Origin of the sequence: Nocardioides turkmenicus, from assembly GCF_011045035.1 — a bacterium.
GTDB classification, from domain to species: Bacteria; Actinomycetota; Actinomycetes; order Propionibacteriales; family Nocardioidaceae; genus Nocardioides; species Nocardioides turkmenicus.
Genome location: NZ_JAALAA010000004.1, coordinates 153633 through 173970, shown reverse-complemented (window position 1 = coordinate 173970; position 20338 = coordinate 153633). Strand labels below are relative to the sequence as shown.

Here is a 20338-nt window from a genome sequence, read left to right as displayed (position 1 = left end):
CATGGCGCGCAAAGTCTTTCTCCACGTCGGCGCTCCGAAGACGGGCACGACGTACCTCCAGGACAGGTTGTTCCACAACCGGGTGTCCCTGGAGAAGCATGGCGTCTTCTACCCGGTCGGAGGGCAGCCCGACTTCTTCCGGCCGGCGCTCGACCTGATCGACCGCCCGTGGGGCGGGATGCGGAAGACCGTCCATGGTGAGTGGGACGCGCTGGTGAAACGCGTACGCCGCGACGAGTCCGAGACGATCCTGATCAGCCACCACCTCCTCGCCGGGGCGCGCCCCGACCGGGTCGAGAAGGCGATGACAGACCTCGGTGAGGGCGGCCGCACCGAGGTGCACATCGTCTACACCGCCCGTGACATCGCCCGGGTCGTGGCGGCGGAGTGGCAGGACCAGGTGCAGCGCGAGCGCAAGGTCACCTTCGCGCGCTACCTCGAGCGGATGCAGACCGCGAAGCAGTCCCGCTCGGCCGCCTGGTTCTGGCGTACGCACGGCCTGCCCGACGTGCTCAGCCGGTGGGGTCGCAACCTGCCGCCGGAGCGGGTGCACCTGGTCACCGTCCCTCACGACGGGGCGCCGAGCGAGGTGCTCTGGCGCCGGTTCTGCGATGTCATCGGGATCGAGGAGGCCTGGTCCCCGGTCGACAGCGACCGCCACAACCAGTCCCTCGGCCGCGCCGAGGCGACGCTGCTGCGCCGGCTCAACGCGCGGCTCGAGTCGCAGGAGCTCCCCCGCGAGGACTATCGCCACCTGGTCACCGAGGTGATCGCCAAGCGCACCCTCGCCCACCGCGACGGACGCGAGCGGGTCACCATGCCGCCGCACGCGTTCGACTGGGCCGACCAGGTCGCCGAGCTGTGGATCGAGTGGGCCGAGCTGGCCAAGGTCGACATCGCCGGTGATCTCGACGACCTGCGCCCGCAGCGGCCGGAGGCCGACGTGGAGTGGGTCGACCCGGATGCGCCACGCACCAAGGACGTCGCCGACGCCGCGATCGATGCCCTGGTCGCGGTCGTCGTCGAGGCCGCCCGCACCGACCCGCCCCAACGTCCGGTCGTCTCCCGTGCCGCCCGGGTCATGCGCCGGGTCCGGGGGCGACGCTCCTGATGCCAACCACGCCGACACCCACGAGGGGTTGGGGTTGGGCCGCGCACCTGCGCGAGGGTGGAACCACGCCGTGGGCCTCCTGGTCCGAGCCCGCGGTGCCCTTCACGACCGACCACCTGCCGGGTGCCGAGATGCTCGAGCTGCTGCGCCGGCTCAACGAGACCGGCCCGTCGGAGCACTCGCGGGTCGATGCTCTGCTGCGTACGAGCCCACCCGGCCGTGGCCGCCGGGACCTGCCGCTGCTCGGTGACACCGAGACCAGGACGTACGGTCCGCCGCCGGTGGATCCGGAGACGCTGTCGCCGCGTGAGCTGCTGCGAGCGGCGAGCGTACGCCTGGCCGAGGACCTGCTCGACACCGTGGAGCCCACACCCGCGCCGCGCCGGCGCCGGTGGCCGCGTCGGCGCAGGAAAGCGGAGCCTGGCCAGCAGCGTTACCCCTACCGGCTGGTGGGCTCCCCGTGGCTCACCCTGCCCATCCGCGAGGAGCTGGAGCGGCAGGGGAGGCTGCCCGGTGGCGATGGCTTCACCGTCTACGTCCTCGGCGGCCCGCTCGACGAGATCGCCGCCGCCGCGTGGCGGTTCCGCACCTTCACCAACCGGGTGAACCCGTGGCACATCTGGATGCGCGACGCCCAGTGGAGAGGCTGGTTCGGCCCGCGCGCCGACCTGCCCCGCATCGCCCGCTGGTGGGCCGCGCGGGTCGGCAAGGACCGCGTCGAGATCGTCACCGACCCCGCCCTGCTGCCCGGCCTGCTCGGCGTCGACAGCGTGCCCGGCCCCTGGTCGATCTCGGCCGAGGGCCACGAGGTCGCCCGCGTGATCGGGCAGGTTCTCAGCGTACGCACCGATCTGGAGACCCAGCGCACGCTGCTGGTCGACCGCCTGCGACCGCGGCTGGAGAAGCTCGAACCCCTCCATCCGGGCGCCCGGGAGGTCGGCGTCCCCGCGGAAAGTTTGGATTGGGTCGAAACACAGGCGCGGGCCCAACGTGATGCTTTGGTGGAAGCCGGATACGCTCTCCACGGAGACCCTGACCTGCTGCTCCCCTCGGGGAAGGCGACACAGGGTCCCGATGAGCGCCGGGCGCTGGCGCTCGCGTTGTCATTGCTGGCGGGGCGTTCCTAGAGGAGTAGAACGTTGGAGACTGGGCGGCGCGTGCTGCTTCATGTCGGCACCCCGAAGACGGGCACTTCCTATCTTCAAGACGTCCTCTTCCACAATCGGGAGTCCCTCGCCGAGCAGGGGGTTCACTACTTCGCCGACCGCTTCGACGCCCACTTCCTGGCGGCCCTCGACCTGATGGACCTGCCCTGGGGCGGCATCGAGGAGGAGGCCACCGGCGCCTGGGACGCGCTCGCCGCGAAGGTGCGCGAGGTCGAGAACGGCACCGTGATCATCTCCCACGAGATCCTGGCCAGCGCCTCCTGGCAGCAGGCCAAGCACGCGCTGGACTCGCTCGGTGACTCCGAGATCCACATCATGCTCTCCGCGCGCGACCTGGCCCGGCAGATCCCGGCCGAGTGGCAGGAGAATGTCAAGCACCGCTCGGTCGTGACCTACGCCGAGTTCCTCGACGAGATCCGTGACCCGGCCCGGGAAGGGCGCATCGGGTCGTGGTTCTGGGGTGTCCAGGAGCTGCCCGACATCCTCGATCGCTGGACCCAGGGCATCCCGCCCGAGCGTGTCCACCTGATCACCGTCCCGCCGCCGGGATCGCCGTCGACGCTGCTGTGGGAGCGGTTCTCCACCGCCTTCGGCCTCGACGACCTGACCATCGACTTCGAGGGCATCGACCGTGGCAACCCGTCCCTCGGCGTGCCCGAGGCGGCCCTGCTCCGTGAGATCAACCTGGCGGTCGTGCCGGTGCTCGAGCCGGCCGACTACCGGCCTTTCGTACGCGAGTTCCTGGCCCACCGCACGCTGGCCAAGCGCCGCGACTCCGCGCGTCTGGCGCTCGCCCCCTCGATCCTGCCGTGGGTCGAGTCGCTCTCCGAGGAGTGGGTCAAGGCGCTGTCGGGACGCGGCTACGACGTGGTCGGCGGGCTGGACGAGCTGCTGGTGCCGGCCGGCTTGGCGGACAAGCCGTTCGTCGATCCTGACACCGTCCCCGCGCGCGAGGTCCTCGACGCCGGCGTCGCCACCATCGACGCGCTGCTCCAAGAGGCCATCCGGCTGCGGAAGTCGGAGGCCCGGCTGGAGGCGGAGGTCGCCGAGCTCCGTGCCGACCTGGAGCACACCCGGTCGCTGGTGCCGAAGCAGCGGGCGCGCGAGGGTCTCGAGCGGCGCTGGTGGGGCCGGGCGGTGCTGAAGGTCTACCGCCTCGTCCGGCGCTGAGTCCTCAGAGGAGCGTCGCGAGCCGCTCCCCGGCGCGGGCGCGGTCGACGACGTGCACCCGATCCCAGGACCCGTCGGCGTCGCCGAACGTCGCCGCGGTCAGGAGCCGCGGCTGGTCGTCGAGCCACCGGTGCCAGTGACGGTCGAAGGACCCGGAGCTGACCAGCCGCCCGCGCTCGTGCTGGCCGTCGATCGCCGCGACGCGCGGCACGTCGATCATGACCAGCGACGTACGCCACCCACGGGCGTGGGCGATCCGGCCGAGCAGCTCCCGCCGACCGGGCCGGGTGGCCGGGTCGTGGACGAGGAGCGTGCGGTGCCCCACCGTCGGGCCGACCAGGACGAGCACCAGGGTCGCGATCGTGTGCCACAGGTGCACCAGCGGCCGGTAGAGGCGGTAGGGCACCTCCGGCAGCCGCGTCGCGAGCCAGCGGGTCACGGTCTCCGGGTCGAGGGTGCGTACGTCGGGGTGCCGGTCGGCCACCTGACGGATCAGGGTGCTCTTGCCGGCGCCGGGGACGCCGCCGAGGAGGAGCAGGTGAGGCCGGGTGTCGACTCCTGCAGCGTGGGCGGGGCTGACCGCGGCGAGTGTGGGGTCGAGGGTCATCTGCGGCTCCTCCCAGGCGGACACCAACAGTGTGGAGTCCTGTGCTCGGAGGAACGTCTGACGGACCTGTGAAGTTCCTGTGAGAGCGGGCGTCAGCGGTTGTCGCCGTGACGCGGCAGCAGCTCGCGCGAGGCGTAGCGACCGATCTGGTAGGTCATCCAGCCGTCCGTCCCGGCGCCGACCACACCGCCGACCAGCGGGACGCGCTTGGCCACCATCGAGACGACGCGCTTGCCGGCGACGCGGCCGATGAGCTCCTGGGCGACCTCGGCGGCGACCAGGTCGTCGACCGCGCGATCGTAGGCCGGAGCCGTCGCGACCGCCATCGGCGGAGCAGGGATCTTGCGCTCCTTGATCTGCTTGCTCACCTTCTCCTCGCTGAGCAGGGTGAGCAGGATGGCGTTGCGTACGCGAGGATCGGTCAGGTCGTAGCCGCGCAGGTGCGCGATCGAGGCCACCATCCGGCACTGGATGATCGCCATCCCGGTGATGTTGGCCGGGAGGGTGAGCGCCTGGGTGACCAGGCCGCCGATGTTGGTCGCGAAGCCGCCCACGCCGGCCAGCCGCACGTGGTTGTCGATGACGTGCTTCACCGCGAGCTCGACGTCGCCGTCGTGGTCGGCGAGGTGCTTCTCGGCGGTGGCGGCCGCCCCGGGGAGCGGGCCGACGCCGACGATCGCGTGGTGCAGCGCCTGCCGGACGACATTGGTGGTGACGCTCGGCGCGGACTGGATGACCTTGGGTGCGAGCCGGCCAGCCGCACTGGTGAGCACTGACTTGGGACCGATCATGAGGCAAATCCTAAGTGTGTGGTGGTTGCGGCCGGATGGGACGATAACGTTTCGTCGTGGCGAATCGTGGGGGTCCGATCGAACCGGAGCCGTCGCCGTGGGCCTTCGCCGACCTTCGAGACCCAGGTGACGGCCATGGCGGTGCCGATCTGGACGATCTGGTGGGCATGGGTGCGGACGTCGCGCCCGGGACTCTCCTGGCTGCGTACCGGCACGGGATCTTCCCGATGCCCGGGGAGTCCCCGCGCGATCCGATGATGTGGTTCTCGCCGGTCAGGCGCGGCGTACTTCCGCTGGACGGGCTCGTGGTCTCCCGCTCCCTGCGCAGGTCGGTGCGGGACTTCGAGATCAGGATCGACACCAGCTTCGACGAGGTCGTGGCCTCGTGCGCCGACCCGCGCCGGCCGCACGGCTGGATCGACAAGCGGATCCGCCGGGCCTACGGCAACCTGCACCGGCTCGGCTGGGCCCACTCGGTCGAGGCCTGGCAGGACGACCGCCTCGTCGGTGGTCTCTACGGGGTCGCCATCGGCGGGCTCTTCGCCGGCGAGTCGATGTTCCACCGGGTGCGCGACGCGTCGAAGGTCGCCCTGGTCGGGCTGGTCTCCGCCCTGCGCGAGGCGGGGTCGATCGACCAGCGGATCCTGGACGTGCAGTGGCGCACCGACCATCTCGCCTCGCTCGGGGTGGTCGAGATCGATCGCAACGACTATCTCGACCGCCTGGAGAAGGCGCTCAGGCTGCCGCTCCCGGAGGCGTTCGGCGGCCCTTCTGCTGACGAGTCCTAGAGGACGTACGCCTCGGCGCCGGTCTCGCTGACCATCGGCCGGCCGGCGGCGGCCCAGTCGAGCATCCCGCCGGCGAGGTTGACGACCTCGTATCCCTGCTGGGCGAGGTAGTTGACCGCCTGGGCGCTGCGTCCGCCGACCTTGCAGACTACGAGGGTCTGGCCCTCGGGGAGGTCACCGAGGCGGGCCGGGAGCTGCTGGAGCGGGATGTGGGTCGCGCCCTCGATGTGTCCGGCGGCCCACTCGTCGTCCTCGCGGACGTCAAGGACGGCCACGGGCAGGGGATCCGGCACTCCGGTGATCTCGACGGTGGGGATGGTCACCTGTGAATCCTACTTGAGAAGGCGGGACATCCGGCGATCGGCGAGCGGCTTGCCGCCGGTCTGACAGGTGGGGCAGTACTGCAGGCTGGAGTCGGCGAAGCTCACCTCGAGAATCGTCGAACCGCAGACCGGGCACTTCTTGCCGGCCTTGCCGTGCACGGCGAGATTCGTCTTCTTCTCGCCCTTGAGCTCGCTCATCGCCAGGCCGGAGTCGCGTTCGACGGCCTCCTTCAGGGTGGTCCGCAGTGCGTCGTAGAGACTCTCCGACTCCTCGTCGGTCATCTCGGCGGGCTTGAAGGGGGACATCTTCGCCGCCCACAGGATCTCGTCGGAGTAGGCGTTGCCGATGCCCGCGATGATCGACTGCATCCGCAGCACGCCCTTGATCTGCTTACGGCCCTGACCTGCGAGGATCTCGCGGAAACGGTCCAGGGTGAAGTCGTCGGCGAGAGGGTCGGGACCCAGCGAGGCGACTCCGGGCACGTCCTGCGGGTCGTGGACGACGTGGAGCGCCAGGCGCTTCTTGGTGCCGCCCTCGGTGATGTCGAGCCCGGTGTCGTCGTCGAGGACGACACGGATCGCGAGACCGCTCTTGGAGCCCGGGCGAGGTGGCGTCGTCGGGATCTCGTCGCGCCACCGGATCCAGCCACCGCGGGCCAGGTGGAGCACCAGATGGACGCCGCTGGCCTCGATGTCGATGAACTTCCCGTGACGGGTGACGTTGTCGACGAGCGTGCCCTCGACCGCGCTCAGTGGCGGATCGTACGTCTTCAGCGCGCTGAACTGGACGACGTGCACCTTCGTGATCGCACGGTCCTTGAGGCGCCCGCGCAGGTCCTCGGCGAGCGCTTCGACCTCGGGGAGTTCCGGCATGTTCGCGAGTCTAGATCGTCAGGCTTGCAAGGAGGGCGGAAATCCCGCTAAGATCGAACACATGTTCGACACCGGCGGTCGATGTGAGAGTCTGCGCCTTTCTAGGATCAATCTTAGAAAGGCGAATAGAGACCTACGCTGGCAAAAGATGTTGCTCGCTAGCGAAATCTAAGACGCGCCCTATATATGTGGATACCGTCTGATCATGGACCCGATCCGCAATCCGTACGCTCCCGGCGCCGGCCAGCGGCCCCCGGAGCTCGCTGGTCGTAACGAGCAGCTCGGACAGTTCGACGTGGTGCTGGAGCGGGTGGCGCGCGGCCGCCCGGAGCGGTCGCTCGTGCTCACCGGGCTCCGTGGCGTCGGCAAGACGGTCCTGCTCAACACCCTGCGTTCGGCGGCCGTCCGCAAGGGCTGGGGCACCGGGAAGATGGAGGCCCGCCCCGACCAGTCGCTGCGCCGGCCGCTGTCGAGCGCGCTGCACCAGGCGGTGCGCGAGCTCGGTCATCCGAACGCCGACGACGTCGACCATGTGCTCGGTGTGATCCGGAGCTTCGCCCAGCGCGAGGCCGGACCCAACGCCAAGCTGCGCGAGCAGTGGTCGCCGGGGATCGAGGCTCCGGCGGTGCGGGGCCGGGCCGACTCCGGCGACATAGAGATCGACCTGGTCGAGCTGCTCACCGATGTTGGTGGGCTCGCAGCCGACGTCGGCAAGGGTGCCGGCGTCTTCATCGACGAGATGCAGGACCTCGGCCCCGACGACGTCTCGGCGATGTGCGCGGCCTGCCACGAGATCAGCCAGTCCGGGCTGCCGGTCATTGTCGTCGGCGCCGGCCTGCCCCACCTTCCGGCGGTGCTCTCGGCGAGCAAGTCCTACTCCGAGCGGCTCTTCTCCTACCAGCGCATCGACCGCCTCGAGCGCGAGGCCGCCGACCGCGCCCTCGCCGCGCCTGCGGGCGAGGAGGAGGCCGAGTTCGAGCCCGAGGCCCTCGCGGAGATGTACGCCGCCACCGGCGGTTACCCCTACTTCATCCAGGCCTACGGCAAGACCGTGTGGGACCAGGCGCCCCGCTCGCCGATCACCGCGGAGGACGTGAAGGTCGCGGCTCCCGAGGCCGAGCGCGAGCTGGCGGTCGGCTTCTTCGGCTCCCGCTACGAGCGTGCCACGCCTGCCGAGCGCGACTACCTGCGCGCGATGGCCGACGCCGCCGTCGAGCTCGGCGCCGACGACATCGGCACCGTCGCCACCGCCGACGTCGCCGCCTTCCTCAACAAGAAGCCCCAGTCGCTCTCCCCGGCGCGCGACGCGCTGATGAAGAAGGGCCTGATCTACTCCGGTGAACGCGGTCGGATCGCGTTCACCGTCCCCCACTTCGGTCGCTACCTGCGCCAGCAGGGCTGAGGTCGCCCACGCGACGCAAACTTGCCGAAATCCGGTCTTCCCTTCACGTACGGCCGGTGCTTGACTTCTGCATGGCCTGTGATCCACATCACATCAAGGCCGTACTCCCGCAGCGGCTCGGGCGCAGCATGAACGAGTGGAGGGAGAACCACGCATGCGGGGTTGGAAAAGAGCACGGCTCCTCACCATCGGAGCCGCAGGAGCGCTCGTCCTCGGACTGACGCTGCCCGGCACACCCGCCGGTAGCGCGCCGCCGTCGGACGACGATCGTGGCCGGGCCGCCAAGGAGATCAAGCAGACCGGGTCCGACTACAACGACGGCAAGCGCCTCGGCATCAAACGGCACCGGGGCGACCTGGCCGGCAAGCAGGCACCTAAGGGACCGGCGAAGGTCGGCCAGAGCCGCACCTGGCTGGGTCTCGACGACGCCCAGGGAAGCATCTATCTCAAGGACTACACGCTGCGCGGCGTGGGCGACAACATCGAGGTCTGGGTCGCGAACGACCGGGCCTTCCCGGACGGTGACTGCCGCAACGCCCTCGGCCTGACCGAGGTCACCAACGCCCAGATCTCGAGCTTCATCTCGGAGTTCGACAACACGATCTACCCGATCGAGTCGGAGGAGTTCTCGGTGCCGCCCGACCGGGACGGCAAGGACGCAGTCCTGCCGGGGCTGATCCCCAACCTGCCCTCCTCGGAGTACAAGGGCGACGGCGACAACATCGTGGTGCTGGTCGACAACGTCCGGGACGCGAACTTCTACGAGCCCGCCACGCCTGACGGGCAGACCTACATCGCGGGCTTCTTCTACTCGGTCTTCAACGAGTACTTCGACCGCAACGTGATGAGCATCGATGTCTTCGACTGGCTCCACCGCACCGGGACCAACCCGCCCGACGACCGCACCGATCCGGCGTACGTCGCGTGCAACGCAGAGCTGAACTCGGCTCCCGGCCGGCTGGTCGGAGCACCTCGGCCGCTGCTCTACGAGGGCACCTTCGCACACGAGTACCAGCACCTGCTGGAGTACTACGAGGACGCCGACGAGGTCTCCTGGGTCAACGAGGGCCTGTCCGACTACGCCCAGACCCTGGTCGGGTACGTCGACCCGAGCACCCCGCCCGACGATCCGGGCGCGGACTCCCATCTGGCGTGCTTCATGGGCTATCTGGATCCGGCGTTCGGTGGCTCGGAGAACTCGCTGACGCTCTGGGGCGATCAGGGCGGGCCGGAGACGCTGTGCGACTACGGCGCGGCGTACTCGTTCATGGAGTATCTGGCCAGCCACTACGGCTCCGACTTCCTCAGTGCGCTGCACCGTGAGGACGCCGGCGGTCTCGACGGTCTCCAGATCGTGCTGGACGAGTTCGGTGCCGGCGTCTCCGCCCAGCAGACCCTGCACGACTGGGCTGCGATGGTGGCTCTCGACGCGGCCCTGGACGCCAACGGCGGCAACCTGAGCGGCGGTGAGGCGGCGAGGTTCCAGGCCGAGTCGCTGTCCGCGAAGGTCAACTGGGACAACGCAGAGGCGTGGAACGAGAACGGCGCTCCGCCGAACGGCTCGGACTACGTACGCCTCCGCGGCGGCTCCGGGGCCTACCTCTCCGCGGGCCAGATCGAGTCGATCAGCTTCGACGGCGCGGCGGAGCTGGAGCCGAAGCCGGTCGAGTGGACGGTCGACGCCACCCCGCCGGACGCCACGGCCGCCGACAGCAGCTGCGGTTCGCCACCTGCCGACGGCACCGGGGCGGCGGCGCTCTACTCCGGTTGCGGGCCGAACCTCGACCGGTCGGTGGTGCGGGCGGTCGACGTGCCCGCCGGTGGTGGGTCGCTGACCTTCGACGCCCTGTGGGACGCCGAGACCGGCTGGGACTTCGGCTACGTCCAGGTCTCCACCGACGGTGGCGAGACCTGGCAGAGCCTGGCCACCGCCGACACGACCAGCGAGCACGACCCCGGCGCCATCCCGACCGTGGTCGACAACCTGCCCGGGTTCTCCGGTGACTCCGGAGGCTGGCGGCCGCAGAGTGCGGACCTGTCGGCGTACGCCGGGCAGAGCGTGCTGGTGGCGTTCCGCTACATCACCGACCCGGGTGTCGACGAGTCCGGCTTCTGGGTACGCAACATTGCCGTGGGCGGCACCGCACTGCCCAGCAGCACGCTGGACGGCTGGCAGTCGATGTCGCAGGTCAACCCGACACAGGTCGAGGGCTGGACGGTCCAGCTGGTGGCGTACGGCCCGGCGGGCTCGCCCGCGTGGGTGCACACGCTCGCGCTGGACGAGTCGTTCGACGGCACCCTCAGCGGCGCCGAGCTCGATGCCGCGATCGGTGACAGCGCCGAGACCGTGGCGGCGATCGTGATGTTCGACGACCCGACGGAGAGCGTGTCCGACCCGGCGCGCTACACCCTGACGGTCGACGGGTTCACCCAGCCGGGCGGCTGATCGCCTGGCGAACGAGCGGGCCGCGGTCGTCGCAGGACGGCCGCGGCCCGTACGTCAGCTCTTCTTCTTGGCGGTCGCTTTGCCGCCCTTGCTGCCCGCCTTCTTCTTCTGGGCGGTGGTGCCGCCCTGGCTGCTGTCCTTGTTCTTCTTTCCGCTGCCGCTCTTCTTGCCGCCCTTCTTGGAGGCGTCAGGAGTGTTGGCGATCTTGGCGGCGCGCTGCTTGGACATCCCCTTGTCCTTGAGCGCCTCGTACTGCTCTTCGTTCTTCACGTTGGCGGACTTGCTGGGCATGGCTCCTCCATCGTCCGTGGTCTGCCAACGGCGGTACCCGCGGTCACAGACGGCATGCACGTCCCGGGGATGACCCCGGACGAGGTCTCGTCACCGATCGCGACCCGCGGTCTCGAGCAGGCGGAGCCAGATCTCGCTGACGGTCGGATAGGCGGGTACGGCGTGCCAGAGGCGGTCGAGCGGGACCTCGCCGACGACCGCGATGGTGGCCGCGTGCAGGAGCTCGGCGGTGTCCGGCCCGACGGCGGTGAAGCCGACGATCGTCTTCCGCTGCTCGTCGATGACCATCCGCGCCTTGCCGTGGTAGCCGTCGGCGTGGAGCGAGGCGCCGGCGACCGAGCCGAGGTCGTAGTCGATGACGCCCACGTCGATGCCGGCCTTCTCGGCCGACTCGGCGGAGTGGCCGACGGCGACGACCTCGGGATCGGTGAAGATCACCTGCGTGGTGGCGCGCTCGTCGGCGGTGGCGGCGTGGCGGCCCCACGTGCTCAGGTCGGGCTCGTCGCCGCGGGCACGCGCCGCGATCAGGTCGCCGAGGGCGCGGGCCTGGTACTTGCCGTGGTGGGTCAGCAGCGCTCGATGGTTGACGTCGCCGGCGGCGTAGAGCCAGCCGTCCTCGAGCTGTCCGTCGTCATCGACCACGGCCAGCGCGTCGTCGACCTTCAGCCAGCTGCCGGGCTCGAGGCCGACATGCTCCAGGCCGATGTCCTTGGTGTTCGGGACCCGGCCGGTCGCGACGAGGACCTCGTCCGCGGTCACCTCGGTGCCGTCGGAGAGCTTCAGGTGCACCTCGCCGGCGTCGTCGCGCCGGACCTCCTCCGCCCCGGCGTCGAGATGAAGCGTGACCCCGTACGTCCGGAGCGCATCGGCCACGTACTCACCGGCGAACGGCTCCACCCCCGGCAGCAGCCGGGTGCGGGAGATGAGGGTCACCTGCGACCCGAGCGAGCTGAAGGCGGTCGCCATCTCGGCGCCGACCACGCCGCCGCCGATGATCGCCAGGCGACCGGGGACGGACTTGGCACCGGCCGCTTCGCGGTTCGTCCACGGCGAGGCGTCGGCCAGACCCGGGATCGGGGGGATGAGGGCGGAGCTGCCGGTGGCGACGACCACGGCGTGGCGGGCCTGGAGGTTCGTGGTCGTGCCGTCGGCGGCGGTGACCGTGACGGCACGGGTGCCGGTGATCCGGCCATGCCCGCGCACCAGTGTGATCCCGGCGCCGTTCAGCCAGTCGACCTGTCCCGAGTCGTCCCACTTGGACGCGAACTCGTCGCGGCGGGCGAACACGGCGGCGGGGTCGAGCTTGCCGGTGACCGCCTGGCCGGCGGCCGGAAGCGCCTGGGCCGCGCGCAGCGCCGTCGCGTCGCGGAGCAGCGCCTTCGTCGGCATGCACGCCCAGTAGGAGCACTCACCACCGACGAGCTCGCTCTCCACGATGGCGGCTGTCAGACCGCCCTGCACCGCGCGGTCGGCGACGTTCTCCCCGGTCGGTCCGGCGCCGACGACGATGACGTCGACGGTGAGATCTTGGCTCGTGCTCGTCATGTCAGTCGACCTTACTCGCGCGCTGGCGCAGACGGAGGGCAGAGATGAGGAAGAAGATGCCGCCCAGGCTGGCGTACCCGGCGAGGCCGGTCAGCGATGCGTTCGGGCCAGCGGCCATCAGGATGAAGCCCGTCCCCGCGAACGTCGAGATCCCACCGCTGAGGATCATCGCCCACTGGCCGCCGAGCCGGTAGCGCCGCACCGCGACGAACAGCTGCACCAGGCCGGCGGTTGATCGCCCAGGCGCCCCACACCCGCAGGACGTCCGGGATGCCGGAGGTGGCGGCCACGGCGACGCCGACGGCGGTGAGCAGGCTGAGTGCCATGTTGACGTAGAGCAGGACGCGCGGGCCGCTGGCGCCCGACGTGCGGAAGTCGACCACGGCGGCCACCACGTCGAACAGCGGATAGATCACCAGCAGCGCGATGCTCGCAGGACCGAGCGTCGATGCGGTGAGGGCGACCAGCACCGCCCAGACGATCGCGAAGCCGAAGCGGACGAAGTAGAGCTTCGGCAGACCGCCGGCGGGGGTGTTCAGTGTGCCGGAACGGCCGGCCTCTACGGAGGTGGACATCGGATCCCTTTCTCGGACCAAGCAGGAGACAGAACGATCGTTCTACCTGATTCGAGAGTCTGCACCCGTCTGTCGGGAAATGCAAGACCGATCGTTCTGTCTGCTACCGTCGAGGCAACCCAGAACGAGAGGGATGACGGATGTCAGAGGCCCGCGACCGACTGCTCAGCACGGCGAGTCGGCTCTTCTACACCGAGGGTCTGCACTCGGTCGGCGTCGATCGCGTGATCGCCGAGGCGAAGGTCACCCGGGCGACGCTCTATCGACACTTCCGGGGCAAGGACGAGCTCGTGGTGGCGTACCTGACGCAGGCCGACCAGGCTCTCCGGGCGCGAGTGGAGGCCGCCCGCACGGAGGTCGAGGATCCCGACGATCTCGTCCGGACCATCGGTCGGTCGATCGCCGAGGACATTCAGAGCGAGGGATTCCGGGGCTGTGCGTTCCTCAACGCCGCTGCGGAATACCCCGACCCCGAGCACGTGGTCCATCAGGCGGTGCTCGAGCACCGGCAGTGGTTCTTGGCGACCGTCACCGAGCTCTTCGAGCGGACCGGGAAGCCGGACGCGGAGTTCGCCGGCCGCCACTTCGTGATGCTGCGCGACGGTGCCATGGCGGCCGGCTGCCTGACCGACCCGAAGCCGGTCTGCGAGACCTTCCTGCGCGGGCTCGAGGGGCTGCTCGCCTACCGCAGCGGACTCGTCGCGGATCGCTGACTGCTTCCGCTGGTCGAGCCGCGAGGCCGTCTGCGGCTGAGCGTGTCGAGACCAACACAGTCGTGTCGGCGCGCGATGGGACTGTGCGCGATGGGACTGTGTTGGTCTCGACACGCCTTCGCCTAGCGGCTCCGGCGGCTCGACCAGCGGTCGTGCGTCAGCTGATGCCGTTGTCGGCGAGGAACTCCTCGGCGACCGTGGCCGGGTCGGCCTTGTCGACCTGCACCTTCGCCAGGGCCTCGGTCAGGTTCTCGGTCGTGAGCGCGTCGGAGACCGCGTTGAGGGCGGACTCGGCGTCGTCGGTGAGCACCTCGGAGCGGATCAGCGGGACGATGTTCTGGGCGAGGAAGAGGTTCTTCGGGTCCTCCAGGACGACCCAGTCGTTGGTCGGGATCGCCGAGTCGGTGGTGAACACGTTGGCGACGTCGACGGAGCCCTTCTTCAGGGCTGCGATGGTCAGCGGGCCGCCGGGGTCGGTCGGGGTGACCTTCTTGAAGGTGACGCCGTAGACCTTCTCCAGGCCGGGGATGCCCTGGGGGCGCGTCTTGAACTCCGGGCTGGCGCCGAGGGTGAGGTCCTTGGCCACGGGGGCGAGGTCCTCGATGCTGGTCAGCGAGTACCTCTCGGCGGTCGCCTTGGTCACCGTCAGCGAGTCCTTGTCCTCGGCGGCCGACTGCGGCAGCGTCTGGCTGCCCTCCGGGAGCACATCCTGGAGCGCGTTGTAGACGTCGTCGGGGGCGGAGACGCCCTCCGGCAGGTTGCCCTCCGTCAGGTAGGAGAGCAGGCCGCCGTTGTACTCCGGCAGCAGATCGATGTCACCGCTCTTGAAGGCCTCCATGTAGACCTCGCGGGAGCCGATGTTGGGCTTGGTCTCGACCTCGACGCCCTCGGCCTCCAGGGCCTGGGCGTACATCTCCATCAGCAGCTCGCTCTCGGGGAAGTTGGCCGAGCCGACGACGATCGTGTCGTCGCCCGACCCGGAGTCGGATCCGGAGTCGAGGGGGTCACCGCCGCAGGCGGTCAGGGTGCCTGCCACGGCGAGCGTCGCGAACAGGTACGCGGTGGTGCGGATTCGGCGGGACATGGAGATACCTCTCGGATTGCTGGGTTGGTCAGCCGGCGAGCTTTGGTGCGGGACGGGCGGTGGTCGGGCGGTTTCCGGTGCTGCGGCCGTTCACGCCCGGCGACACCAGGAGGCGTTGGGTCCCCGCGAGCGCGAGGTCGATCGCGACGGCGAGCACGGCGAGGACGATCGCGCCGGCGACCACCTGGTCGTACTGGAGCGTGGCCAGGCCGTCGAAGAGATAGCGGCCGAGGCCGCCGAGACCTGCGTACGCCGCGATGGTCGCGGTCGAGACCACCTGGAGCGACGCGTTGCGGAGGCCGCCGATGATGATCGGCAGCGCGATCGGGACCTCGACCCGCAGTGCGATCTGGGGCTCGGTCATGCCCACGCCTCGCGCCGCGTCGACGGTCGCGTCGGCGACGGCCCGGACGCCTGCGTACGTGGTGGCGAGGACGGGCGGGATGGCGAGCACGACCAGGGCGATCGTGACCGGGACCAGGCCGATCCCGACGAGCGCGAGCGCGAGCATGAGAACGCCGAGGGTCGGCAGCGCGCGGCCGGCGTTGCCGAGGTTGACGGCGATCAGCGCGCCGCGTCCGGTGTGGCCGATCAGCAGGCCGATCGGGAAGGCGATCGCGGTCGCGATCGCCAGCGCGAGGAAGGTGTAGCCGAGGTGTTCGAGGATGCGCTGCGGGAAGCCGTCGGGGCTGGTCAGCGACCAGTTGGCGGCGTCGAGCAGGTAGTCGAGGGTCATCGCGCACCTGCCCGCGACCACGGAGTGAGCCCGCGCTGGAGGACGACGATGAGGACGTCGGCGATGACGGCGAGCGTCACCGAGAGGACCAGCCCGAGCACGATCGGCGGCAGGTAGAAGCCCAGCTGGAAGCCCCGGGTGAAGAGCTGCCCCAGACCGCCGATGCCGACCAGCGCCGCGATGCTCACCATGCTGACGTTGGCCACCGTCGCGACCCGCAGGCCGGTCAGGATCACCGGCATCGCCAGCGGGAGCTGGACCGCGAACCAGCGGCGTACGGGCCGGTAGCCCATCGCGGTGGCCGCCTGCAGGACGGTGGGGTCGACCGCGTCGAGACCGTCAGCGGTCGTGCGGACGAGCAGGGCGAGCGAGTAGAGCGTCAGCGCGACGACCACGTTGAGGGGGTCGAGGACGCTGGTGCCGAGGATGCCCGGGAGCAGCAGGAGCAGAGCGAGCGACGGCACCGTGTAGACCACGCTGCCGGTGGTGAGCGCGATGTGGCGTACGGGGACGTAACGGTGGACCAGGGCTCCCAGCGGCAGCGAGAGGACGAACGCGATCGCCACCGGCAGCAGCGCGAGCCAGATGTGCTGGACGAGCGCGGTGAGGACGTCGCCGCCGTTGGTGGCGAGGTAGCTCCAGAGATCGCTCACCCGGCCTCCCCGTTCGAGTTCGAGGTCGCCAGGGCCGCCAGGCGTTCCCGCTGCTGGGAACGTACGTTGCCGGCCAGGTCCTCCAGCAGGACGAGCCCGTCGGCGCGGCCCTCGGCGTCGACCCGCACCGCGGCGCCCGCGGGCGAGAGGATGGCCAGGTCCGCAACCGTACGCAGGTTCGCACCGTCCCGGAAGCTGCCTTCGGTCGGGAGGAGGCCGTCGGGGCCTCGCCAGCCCAGCGGCCTGCCGTCGGCGTCGACCTCGAGCGTGAGCCCGTCGACGCCGTGGTCGATGGTCTTAAGCGGGATCTCGTTCCCATCGGCGAAGGAGAGACCGCGGAAGCCGCGGTCGCGGCCGACGAGCGAGGCGACGAAGTCGTCGGCGGGTGAGGCGAGGATGTCGGCCGGCGGGGCGAACTGGGCGGGCCGGGCGCCGTTCGCGAGGACGGCGACCTTGTCGCCGAGGCGAATCGCCTCGTCGATGTCGTGGGTGACCAGCACGATCGTCTTGCCGAGCTCGCCCTGGAGCCTGAGCAGCTCCTGCTGGAGGTCGTCGCGTACGACCGGGTCGACGGCCGAGAACGGCTCGTCCATCAGCAGCACCGGCGGGTCGGCCGCGAGCGCCCGGGCGACACCGACGCGCTGCTGCTGGCCACCCGACAGCTGGGCCGGGTAGCGGTCGCCGAGGTCGGCGGTGAGGCCGACCCGCTCGAGCAGTCCGAGCGCGCTCGAGCGGGCGTCCCGGCGGGAGACGCCCTTCAGGATCGGGACGGTGGCGACGTTGTCGAGGACCGTACGGTGCGGAAAGAGCCCGGCACCCTGGATCACGTAGCCGATCTCGCGGCGCAGCTGCGCCTCGGGGCGGGTGGTGATGTCGTCGCCGTCGATCAGGATCCGGCCGGAGGTCGGCTCGATCATCCGGTTGATCATCCGCAGGGCGGTGGTCTTGCCGCATCCCGACGGACCGACGAACACCGTGATCTGACCGGTCTCGACCGTCAAGGAGAGGTCGTCCACGGCCACGGTGCCGTCCGGATAGCGCTTGGTGACGCCCTCGAACTCGATCACAGCCACCGCTCCTGTCTGTCGCTCGCCGCCTGCGGACGCCGTCGCACAAGATCTTCAGCCTGCCAGATCATCGGAAGGAACAGAAGGTATTAAACGGATAGTCAAACTGCGGTTTGCCTTGCCGTCCCGCCCTCGGCCCTCGATGCTTGAAATGTGCCACAGATACCGTCGTCTTCGATGGCAACGACGCCGACGTACGCCGCATTCCGGATGACGGCGACCGGGGTGTTCGGAACCGGTCTCAGGCTTCCAGCGGCCGCAGCTCGTCGGCGTAGGAGACCGAGACGCGGCGCATGACACCGTCGTCGCTGATCGCGTACTGCCCCATCCGCCACAGCGGCGGCGAGTAGGCCGCTTCATGTGTTAAGTCAATAAGATTAGTCGTGATTAAGCAGGCCTGTGCCCGCGTACGGCACCATGGCGGGATGACCGACACGAACACCCAGATCCTGCTCCGCGCCCGTCCGGTCGGCGAGCCGACCGCCGAGGACTTCTCGATCGTCTCCTCCGAGGTGCCCACGCCTGCGGAGGGCGAGGTGCTGCTGCGTACGAAGTTCCTCTCGCTCGACCCCTACATGCGTGGACGGATGAGCGATGCGCCCTCCTACGCCGCGCCGACCGCGCTGGGCGACGTGCTGCCCGGCGCGACGGTCGCCGAGGTCGTGGAGTCGCGCGACCCGTCGCGCGAGGTGGGCGACATCGTGCTCGCGTACGGCGGCTGGCAGTCGTTCTCGGTCGCACCGGCCAAGCACACCCGCCGCCTCGACCCGTCCGTCGCGCCGGTCTCCACCGCGCTGGGGGTGCTGGGGATGCCGGGGTTCACCGCGTACGCAGGGCTGACCCAGATCGGGCAGCCGAAGCCCGGCGAGACCGTCGTCGTGGCTGCGGCGACCGGTCCGGTGGGCGCCACGGTCGGTCAGATCGCGAAGATCCTCGGCTGCCGGGTGGTGGGGATCGCCGGCGGACCCGAGAAGGTCGCCCACCTCACCGAGCTCGGCTTCGACGCCGCCCTCGACCACCGCGCGCCCGACTTCAAGGACCAGCTGAAGGCGGCGGTGCCCGACGGGATCGACGTCTACTTCGAGAACGTCGGCGGGCACGTCTGGAACGCGGTGCTGCCGCGGCTCAACAAGTTCGCCCGGGTGCCGGTCTGCGGGATCGTCGCCTACTACAACGACACCGCCGTGCCCGAGGGACCCGACCGGGCGCCCGGACTGATGCGCCACGTGCTCAACAAGTCGCTGCTGATCAGGGGTTTCATCCAGACCGAGTTCGTCCGTGACCACGAGGAGCGGTTCCTCACCGAGGCCACCGGCTGGCTCGCCGAGGGCAGGCTCCGCTACCGCGAGGACATCACCGAAGGGCTCGAGAACGCGCCTGCCGCGTTCAACCGGATGCTGCGCGGTCAGAACTTCGGCAAGACGGTGATCAAGGTCAGCTGACCCGGCTCGTCACGAGGGTGAGGAGGTCGGGGACTCCTCGGCGGTCGCGTCGTCGGGGGTCTCCGTCTGGGCGCCCTCCGACGGCGCCGGAGCGGGGTCGTTGTCGGGGGTCGGCTCCGGGAGTCCCTCCCAGCCTTCGGTGTCGTAGAGGCTTCGTACGTGGTCCTCGGCGGTCTCCAGGTCGGGAACCGTGACGTCGAAGTACTCGGCGCACTCCGTGGCCACCCGGCCGTAGAGTTCGCCGTCGGGCTCGAGACCGGGGTACGTCGTGGCGATCGCTTCCGCGCACCGGCTCTGGACGGTGGGCTCGGGCTCCGGTTCCTCGGTCGGCGGGTCGGTGGGTTCTTCCGTCGCCGGCGGGTCGGTGGGCTCGTCCGTGGGCGGCGGGTCCGAGGGCTCTTCGGTTGCCGGCGGGTTGCTGGGCTCCGTCGACGGGTCGGGCTCGCTGCTGCCACCGCTGTCACCGGAGTCGGCGGGCGGCGGGGGCGGGACCGGAGTCTTGTCGGCGCTGTTGGTGTCGGGCTTGGTCTCCGACTTGGTCGACGGCGCGGGATTGTTCGACGTACGCGGGAGAGCGGAGGCGTTGGGCCTCGTCGTGGCGGGCGCGCCACCGTCCACGCTGGGGGAGCCCGGGTATTCGCCGTTGCGGTACTGGTCGGCGATCTTCAGCACGGCCTCGACGTACGTGTCGCTCTGGTTGTAGCGGTAGACCGCGGCCTGGGCGCCGGAGTCGGTGCTGACGTCCTCGGTGCCGGCGCAGAGGAAAGCCGCCGTGGCGACGGCGGCATCGTCGATGTCCTGGGGGTCGCGGCGGTTGTCGCCGTCACCGTCGGTGCCGGCGAAGGTCCAGGTGGAGGGGATGAACTGCATCGGCCCGACCGCGTGGTCGTAGACCGTGTTGTGGTCGTAGAGGCCGTTGTCTGTGTCTCGGATCGCCGCGTAGTTGCCGGCGCCGTTGAGCTCGGGGCCGATGATCGCGGGGATGGCGAGGCCGTGGGAGTTGAGCTGGCTGTCGCCGAAGCGGCCGTGGTTGCTCTCGACCATGCCGATCGCGGCGATCAGCGCCCAGTCGATGCGGCAGGTCGCGTCGGCGTCGTTGAGCACGGTCGCCGCGCGCTGGTAGGCGGCGAGGGCGACCGGCGGGATCGACAGCTCCTCGGCGTTGGAGGCCAGCTTCACCGCGTCGGTCGGGGTCAGGTTCTTCACACCGCCCAAGCCGTTGGCGATGCCCAGCGGGTCCTGGAGTGCACCAGGGTCGGGCAGCTCGGGCTGCTGGTGACCGGTGTCGAGGCTCCCCTCGTTCGGGGCCAGGAAGGCGAAGCAAGCGGTCAGCGCGACGGCGGCCACGGCCCGAGGCCCGAGGCTGGTCAGCGCCGCAGTGCTGATGCTTCTGGCCCAGATTCTTCGGGGTGCTTTGGTCATGCCGGTCTCACCTCATCCACGCGTGGGGGACGTGTACGCCTCCAGAGCCTACCCAGGTATGCCGCGTCTGCGCCCGGCAATAAGAAATCAGTTCACCGCGGTGAAGAACGGCAACGGTCGAGCCACCTGACGT

The 20338-nt window shown here is 70.1% G+C and carries 19 protein-coding genes and 1 pseudogene; 8 read left to right on the top strand and 12 right to left on the bottom strand.

The features are described from left to right. Position 1 precedes the first annotated feature (1 nt). The 3 genes from G5C66_RS06265 to G5C66_RS06255 all read left to right on the top strand — a co-directional run bounded on the left by G5C66_RS06265 (position 2) and on the right by G5C66_RS06255 (position 3447). Entirely contained in the window at positions 2 to 1111 is a 1110-nt protein-coding gene (locus G5C66_RS06265; protein ID WP_165110103.1) for a hypothetical protein, read from the top strand. Positions 1112 to 1206: 95 nt separating this feature from the next. Continuing rightward, on the top strand, positions 1207 to 2238 hold the full coding sequence (locus G5C66_RS06260; protein ID WP_165110102.1) for a hypothetical protein: 1032 nt from the start codon (positions 1207 to 1209) through the stop codon (positions 2236 to 2238). A 12-nt stretch (positions 2239 to 2250) separates the two neighbouring features. Further along, a complete protein-coding gene (locus tag G5C66_RS06255) occupies positions 2251 to 3447 on the top strand; it encodes a hypothetical protein (protein ID WP_206443782.1) in 1197 nt (398 codons plus the stop codon). Between the two features lie 4 nt (positions 3448 to 3451). Here G5C66_RS06255 and G5C66_RS06250 read toward each other — a convergent pair whose 3' ends face one another. Together G5C66_RS06250 and G5C66_RS06245 are read right to left on the bottom strand one after the other, a co-directional pair. Then, positions 3452 to 4054: an AAA family ATPase gene (locus tag G5C66_RS06250; RefSeq protein ID WP_165110101.1), complete on the bottom strand. Its 603-nt coding sequence runs from the start codon at positions 4052 to 4054 to the stop codon at positions 3452 to 3454. Positions 4055 to 4146: 92 nt separating this feature from the next. Continuing rightward, entirely contained in the window at positions 4147 to 4845 is a 699-nt protein-coding gene (locus G5C66_RS06245) for an EcsC family protein (protein ID WP_206443781.1), read from the bottom strand. 56 nt (positions 4846 to 4901) lie between these two features. Between G5C66_RS06245 and aat the strand changes: the two genes are divergently transcribed. Then, a complete protein-coding gene (aat, locus tag G5C66_RS06240) occupies positions 4902 to 5633 on the top strand; it encodes a leucyl/phenylalanyl-tRNA--protein transferase (RefSeq protein WP_165110100.1) in 732 nt (243 codons plus the stop codon). On the opposite strand, the gene G5C66_RS06235 is transcribed toward aat, so the two are convergent. Both G5C66_RS06235 and G5C66_RS06230 read right to left on the bottom strand, forming a co-directional pair. Next, positions 5630 to 5956, bottom strand: coding sequence for a rhodanese-like domain-containing protein (locus G5C66_RS06235; protein WP_165110099.1), 327 nt, complete (start codon positions 5954 to 5956; stop codon positions 5630 to 5632). The genes aat and G5C66_RS06235 overlap by 4 nt on opposite strands. A gap of 9 nt (positions 5957 to 5965) precedes the next feature. Then, on the bottom strand, positions 5966 to 6829 hold the full coding sequence (locus tag G5C66_RS06230; RefSeq protein WP_165110098.1) for an Fpg/Nei family DNA glycosylase: 864 nt from the start codon (positions 6827 to 6829) through the stop codon (positions 5966 to 5968). A gap of 205 nt (positions 6830 to 7034) precedes the next feature. Here G5C66_RS06230 and G5C66_RS06225 point away from each other — a divergent pair, with 205 nt between their 5' ends. Beyond that, positions 7035 to 8231 carry an ATP-binding protein gene (locus tag G5C66_RS06225; RefSeq protein ID WP_165110097.1) on the top strand — a complete coding sequence of 399 codons (1197 nt, stop codon included), beginning with the start codon at positions 7035 to 7037 and terminating at the stop codon, positions 8229 to 8231. Between the two features lie 154 nt (positions 8232 to 8385). Next, on the top strand, positions 8386 to 10677 hold the full coding sequence (locus G5C66_RS06220) for a M6 family metallopeptidase (protein ID WP_241248279.1): 2292 nt from the start codon (positions 8386 to 8388) through the stop codon (positions 10675 to 10677). A gap of 54 nt (positions 10678 to 10731) precedes the next feature. Here the strand turns inward: G5C66_RS06220 and G5C66_RS06215 are convergent, their stop codons facing one another. The 3 genes from G5C66_RS06215 to G5C66_RS06205 form a co-directional block, all read right to left on the bottom strand. Next, the gene (locus G5C66_RS06215) at positions 10732 to 10968 is read right to left on the bottom strand and encodes a DUF7218 family protein (RefSeq protein WP_165110096.1); all 237 of its coding nucleotides are present in this window, start codon (positions 10966 to 10968) and stop codon (positions 10732 to 10734) included. A gap of 90 nt (positions 10969 to 11058) precedes the next feature. Continuing rightward, positions 11059 to 12513, bottom strand: coding sequence for a dihydrolipoyl dehydrogenase family protein (locus G5C66_RS06210; protein ID WP_165110095.1), 1455 nt, complete (start codon positions 12511 to 12513; stop codon positions 11059 to 11061). Between the two features lie 11 nt (positions 12514 to 12524). Then, positions 12525 to 13088: a hypothetical protein gene (locus G5C66_RS06205; RefSeq protein WP_241248278.1), complete on the bottom strand. Its 564-nt coding sequence runs from the start codon at positions 13086 to 13088 to the stop codon at positions 12525 to 12527. Positions 13089 to 13228: 140 nt separating this feature from the next. Between G5C66_RS06205 and G5C66_RS06200 the strand changes: the two genes are divergently transcribed. Further along, positions 13229 to 13801 (top strand): TetR/AcrR family transcriptional regulator, encoded by a 573-nt coding sequence (locus G5C66_RS06200; RefSeq protein ID WP_165110094.1) that lies wholly within the window; start codon positions 13229 to 13231, stop codon positions 13799 to 13801. A gap of 157 nt (positions 13802 to 13958) precedes the next feature. On the opposite strand, the gene G5C66_RS06195 is transcribed toward G5C66_RS06200, so the two are convergent. The 4 genes and pseudogenes from G5C66_RS06195 to G5C66_RS06180 all read right to left on the bottom strand — a co-directional run. Beyond that, positions 13959 to 14885 carry an ABC transporter substrate-binding protein gene (locus G5C66_RS06195; protein WP_165110093.1) on the bottom strand — a complete coding sequence of 309 codons (927 nt, stop codon included), beginning with the start codon at positions 14883 to 14885 and terminating at the stop codon, positions 13959 to 13961. Positions 14886 to 14913: 28 nt separating this feature from the next. Then, positions 14914 to 15621 (bottom strand): ABC transporter permease, encoded by a 708-nt coding sequence (locus G5C66_RS06190; protein WP_165110092.1) that lies wholly within the window; start codon positions 15619 to 15621, stop codon positions 14914 to 14916. Then, complete coding sequence (locus G5C66_RS06185) at positions 15618 to 16274, bottom strand: ABC transporter permease subunit (RefSeq protein ID WP_165110091.1); 657 nt, start codon at positions 16272 to 16274, stop codon at positions 15618 to 15620. The genes G5C66_RS06190 and G5C66_RS06185 overlap by 4 nt, the downstream gene beginning before the upstream one ends. A gap of 233 nt (positions 16275 to 16507) precedes the next feature. Beyond that, positions 16508 to 17341 (bottom strand): annotated as a pseudogene (locus G5C66_RS06180) (ABC transporter ATP-binding protein); the annotation flags it as partial. A 425-nt stretch (positions 17342 to 17766) separates the two neighbouring features. On the opposite strand from G5C66_RS06180, the gene G5C66_RS06175 reads away from it, so the two are divergent. Next, a complete protein-coding gene (locus G5C66_RS06175) occupies positions 17767 to 18783 on the top strand; it encodes an NADP-dependent oxidoreductase (protein WP_165110090.1) in 1017 nt (338 codons plus the stop codon). 9 nt (positions 18784 to 18792) lie between these two features. Here G5C66_RS06175 and G5C66_RS06170 read toward each other — a convergent pair whose 3' ends face one another. Next, positions 18793 to 20205, bottom strand: coding sequence for a lytic transglycosylase domain-containing protein (locus G5C66_RS06170; RefSeq protein WP_165110089.1), 1413 nt, complete (start codon positions 20203 to 20205; stop codon positions 18793 to 18795). Between the last annotated feature and the right edge of the window lie 133 nt (positions 20206 to 20338).

Coding starts and splice junctions, on each gene's coding strand:
- G5C66_RS06265 (WP_165110103.1), top strand. CDS start 2: ATGGCGCGCAAAGTCTTTCTCCACGTCGGCGCTCCGAAGACGGGCACG.
- G5C66_RS06250 (WP_165110101.1), bottom strand. CDS start 4,054: ATGACCCTCGACCCCACACTCGCCGCGGTCAGCCCCGCCCACGCTGCA.
- G5C66_RS06245 (WP_206443781.1), bottom strand. CDS start 4,845: ATGATCGGTCCCAAGTCAGTGCTCACCAGTGCGGCTGGCCGGCTCGCA.
- G5C66_RS06230 (WP_165110098.1), bottom strand. CDS start 6,829: ATGCCGGAACTCCCCGAGGTCGAAGCGCTCGCCGAGGACCTGCGCGGG.
- G5C66_RS06225 (WP_165110097.1), top strand. CDS start 7,035: ATGGACCCGATCCGCAATCCGTACGCTCCCGGCGCCGGCCAGCGGCCC.
- G5C66_RS06220 (WP_241248279.1), top strand. CDS start 8,386: ATGCGGGGTTGGAAAAGAGCACGGCTCCTCACCATCGGAGCCGCAGGA.
- G5C66_RS06215 (WP_165110096.1), bottom strand. CDS start 10,968: ATGCCCAGCAAGTCCGCCAACGTGAAGAACGAAGAGCAGTACGAGGCG.
- G5C66_RS06210 (WP_165110095.1), bottom strand. CDS start 12,513: ATGACGAGCACGAGCCAAGATCTCACCGTCGACGTCATCGTCGTCGGC.
- G5C66_RS06205 (WP_241248278.1), bottom strand. CDS start 13,088: ATGTCCACCTCCGTAGAGGCCGGCCGTTCCGGCACACTGAACACCCCC.
- G5C66_RS06200 (WP_165110094.1), top strand. CDS start 13,229: ATGTCAGAGGCCCGCGACCGACTGCTCAGCACGGCGAGTCGGCTCTTC.
- G5C66_RS06195 (WP_165110093.1), bottom strand. CDS start 14,885: ATGTCCCGCCGAATCCGCACCACCGCGTACCTGTTCGCGACGCTCGCC.
- G5C66_RS06190 (WP_165110092.1), bottom strand. CDS start 15,621: ATGACCCTCGACTACCTGCTCGACGCCGCCAACTGGTCGCTGACCAGC.
- G5C66_RS06175 (WP_165110090.1), top strand. CDS start 17,767: ATGACCGACACGAACACCCAGATCCTGCTCCGCGCCCGTCCGGTCGGC.
- G5C66_RS06170 (WP_165110089.1), bottom strand. CDS start 20,205: ATGACCAAAGCACCCCGAAGAATCTGGGCCAGAAGCATCAGCACTGCG.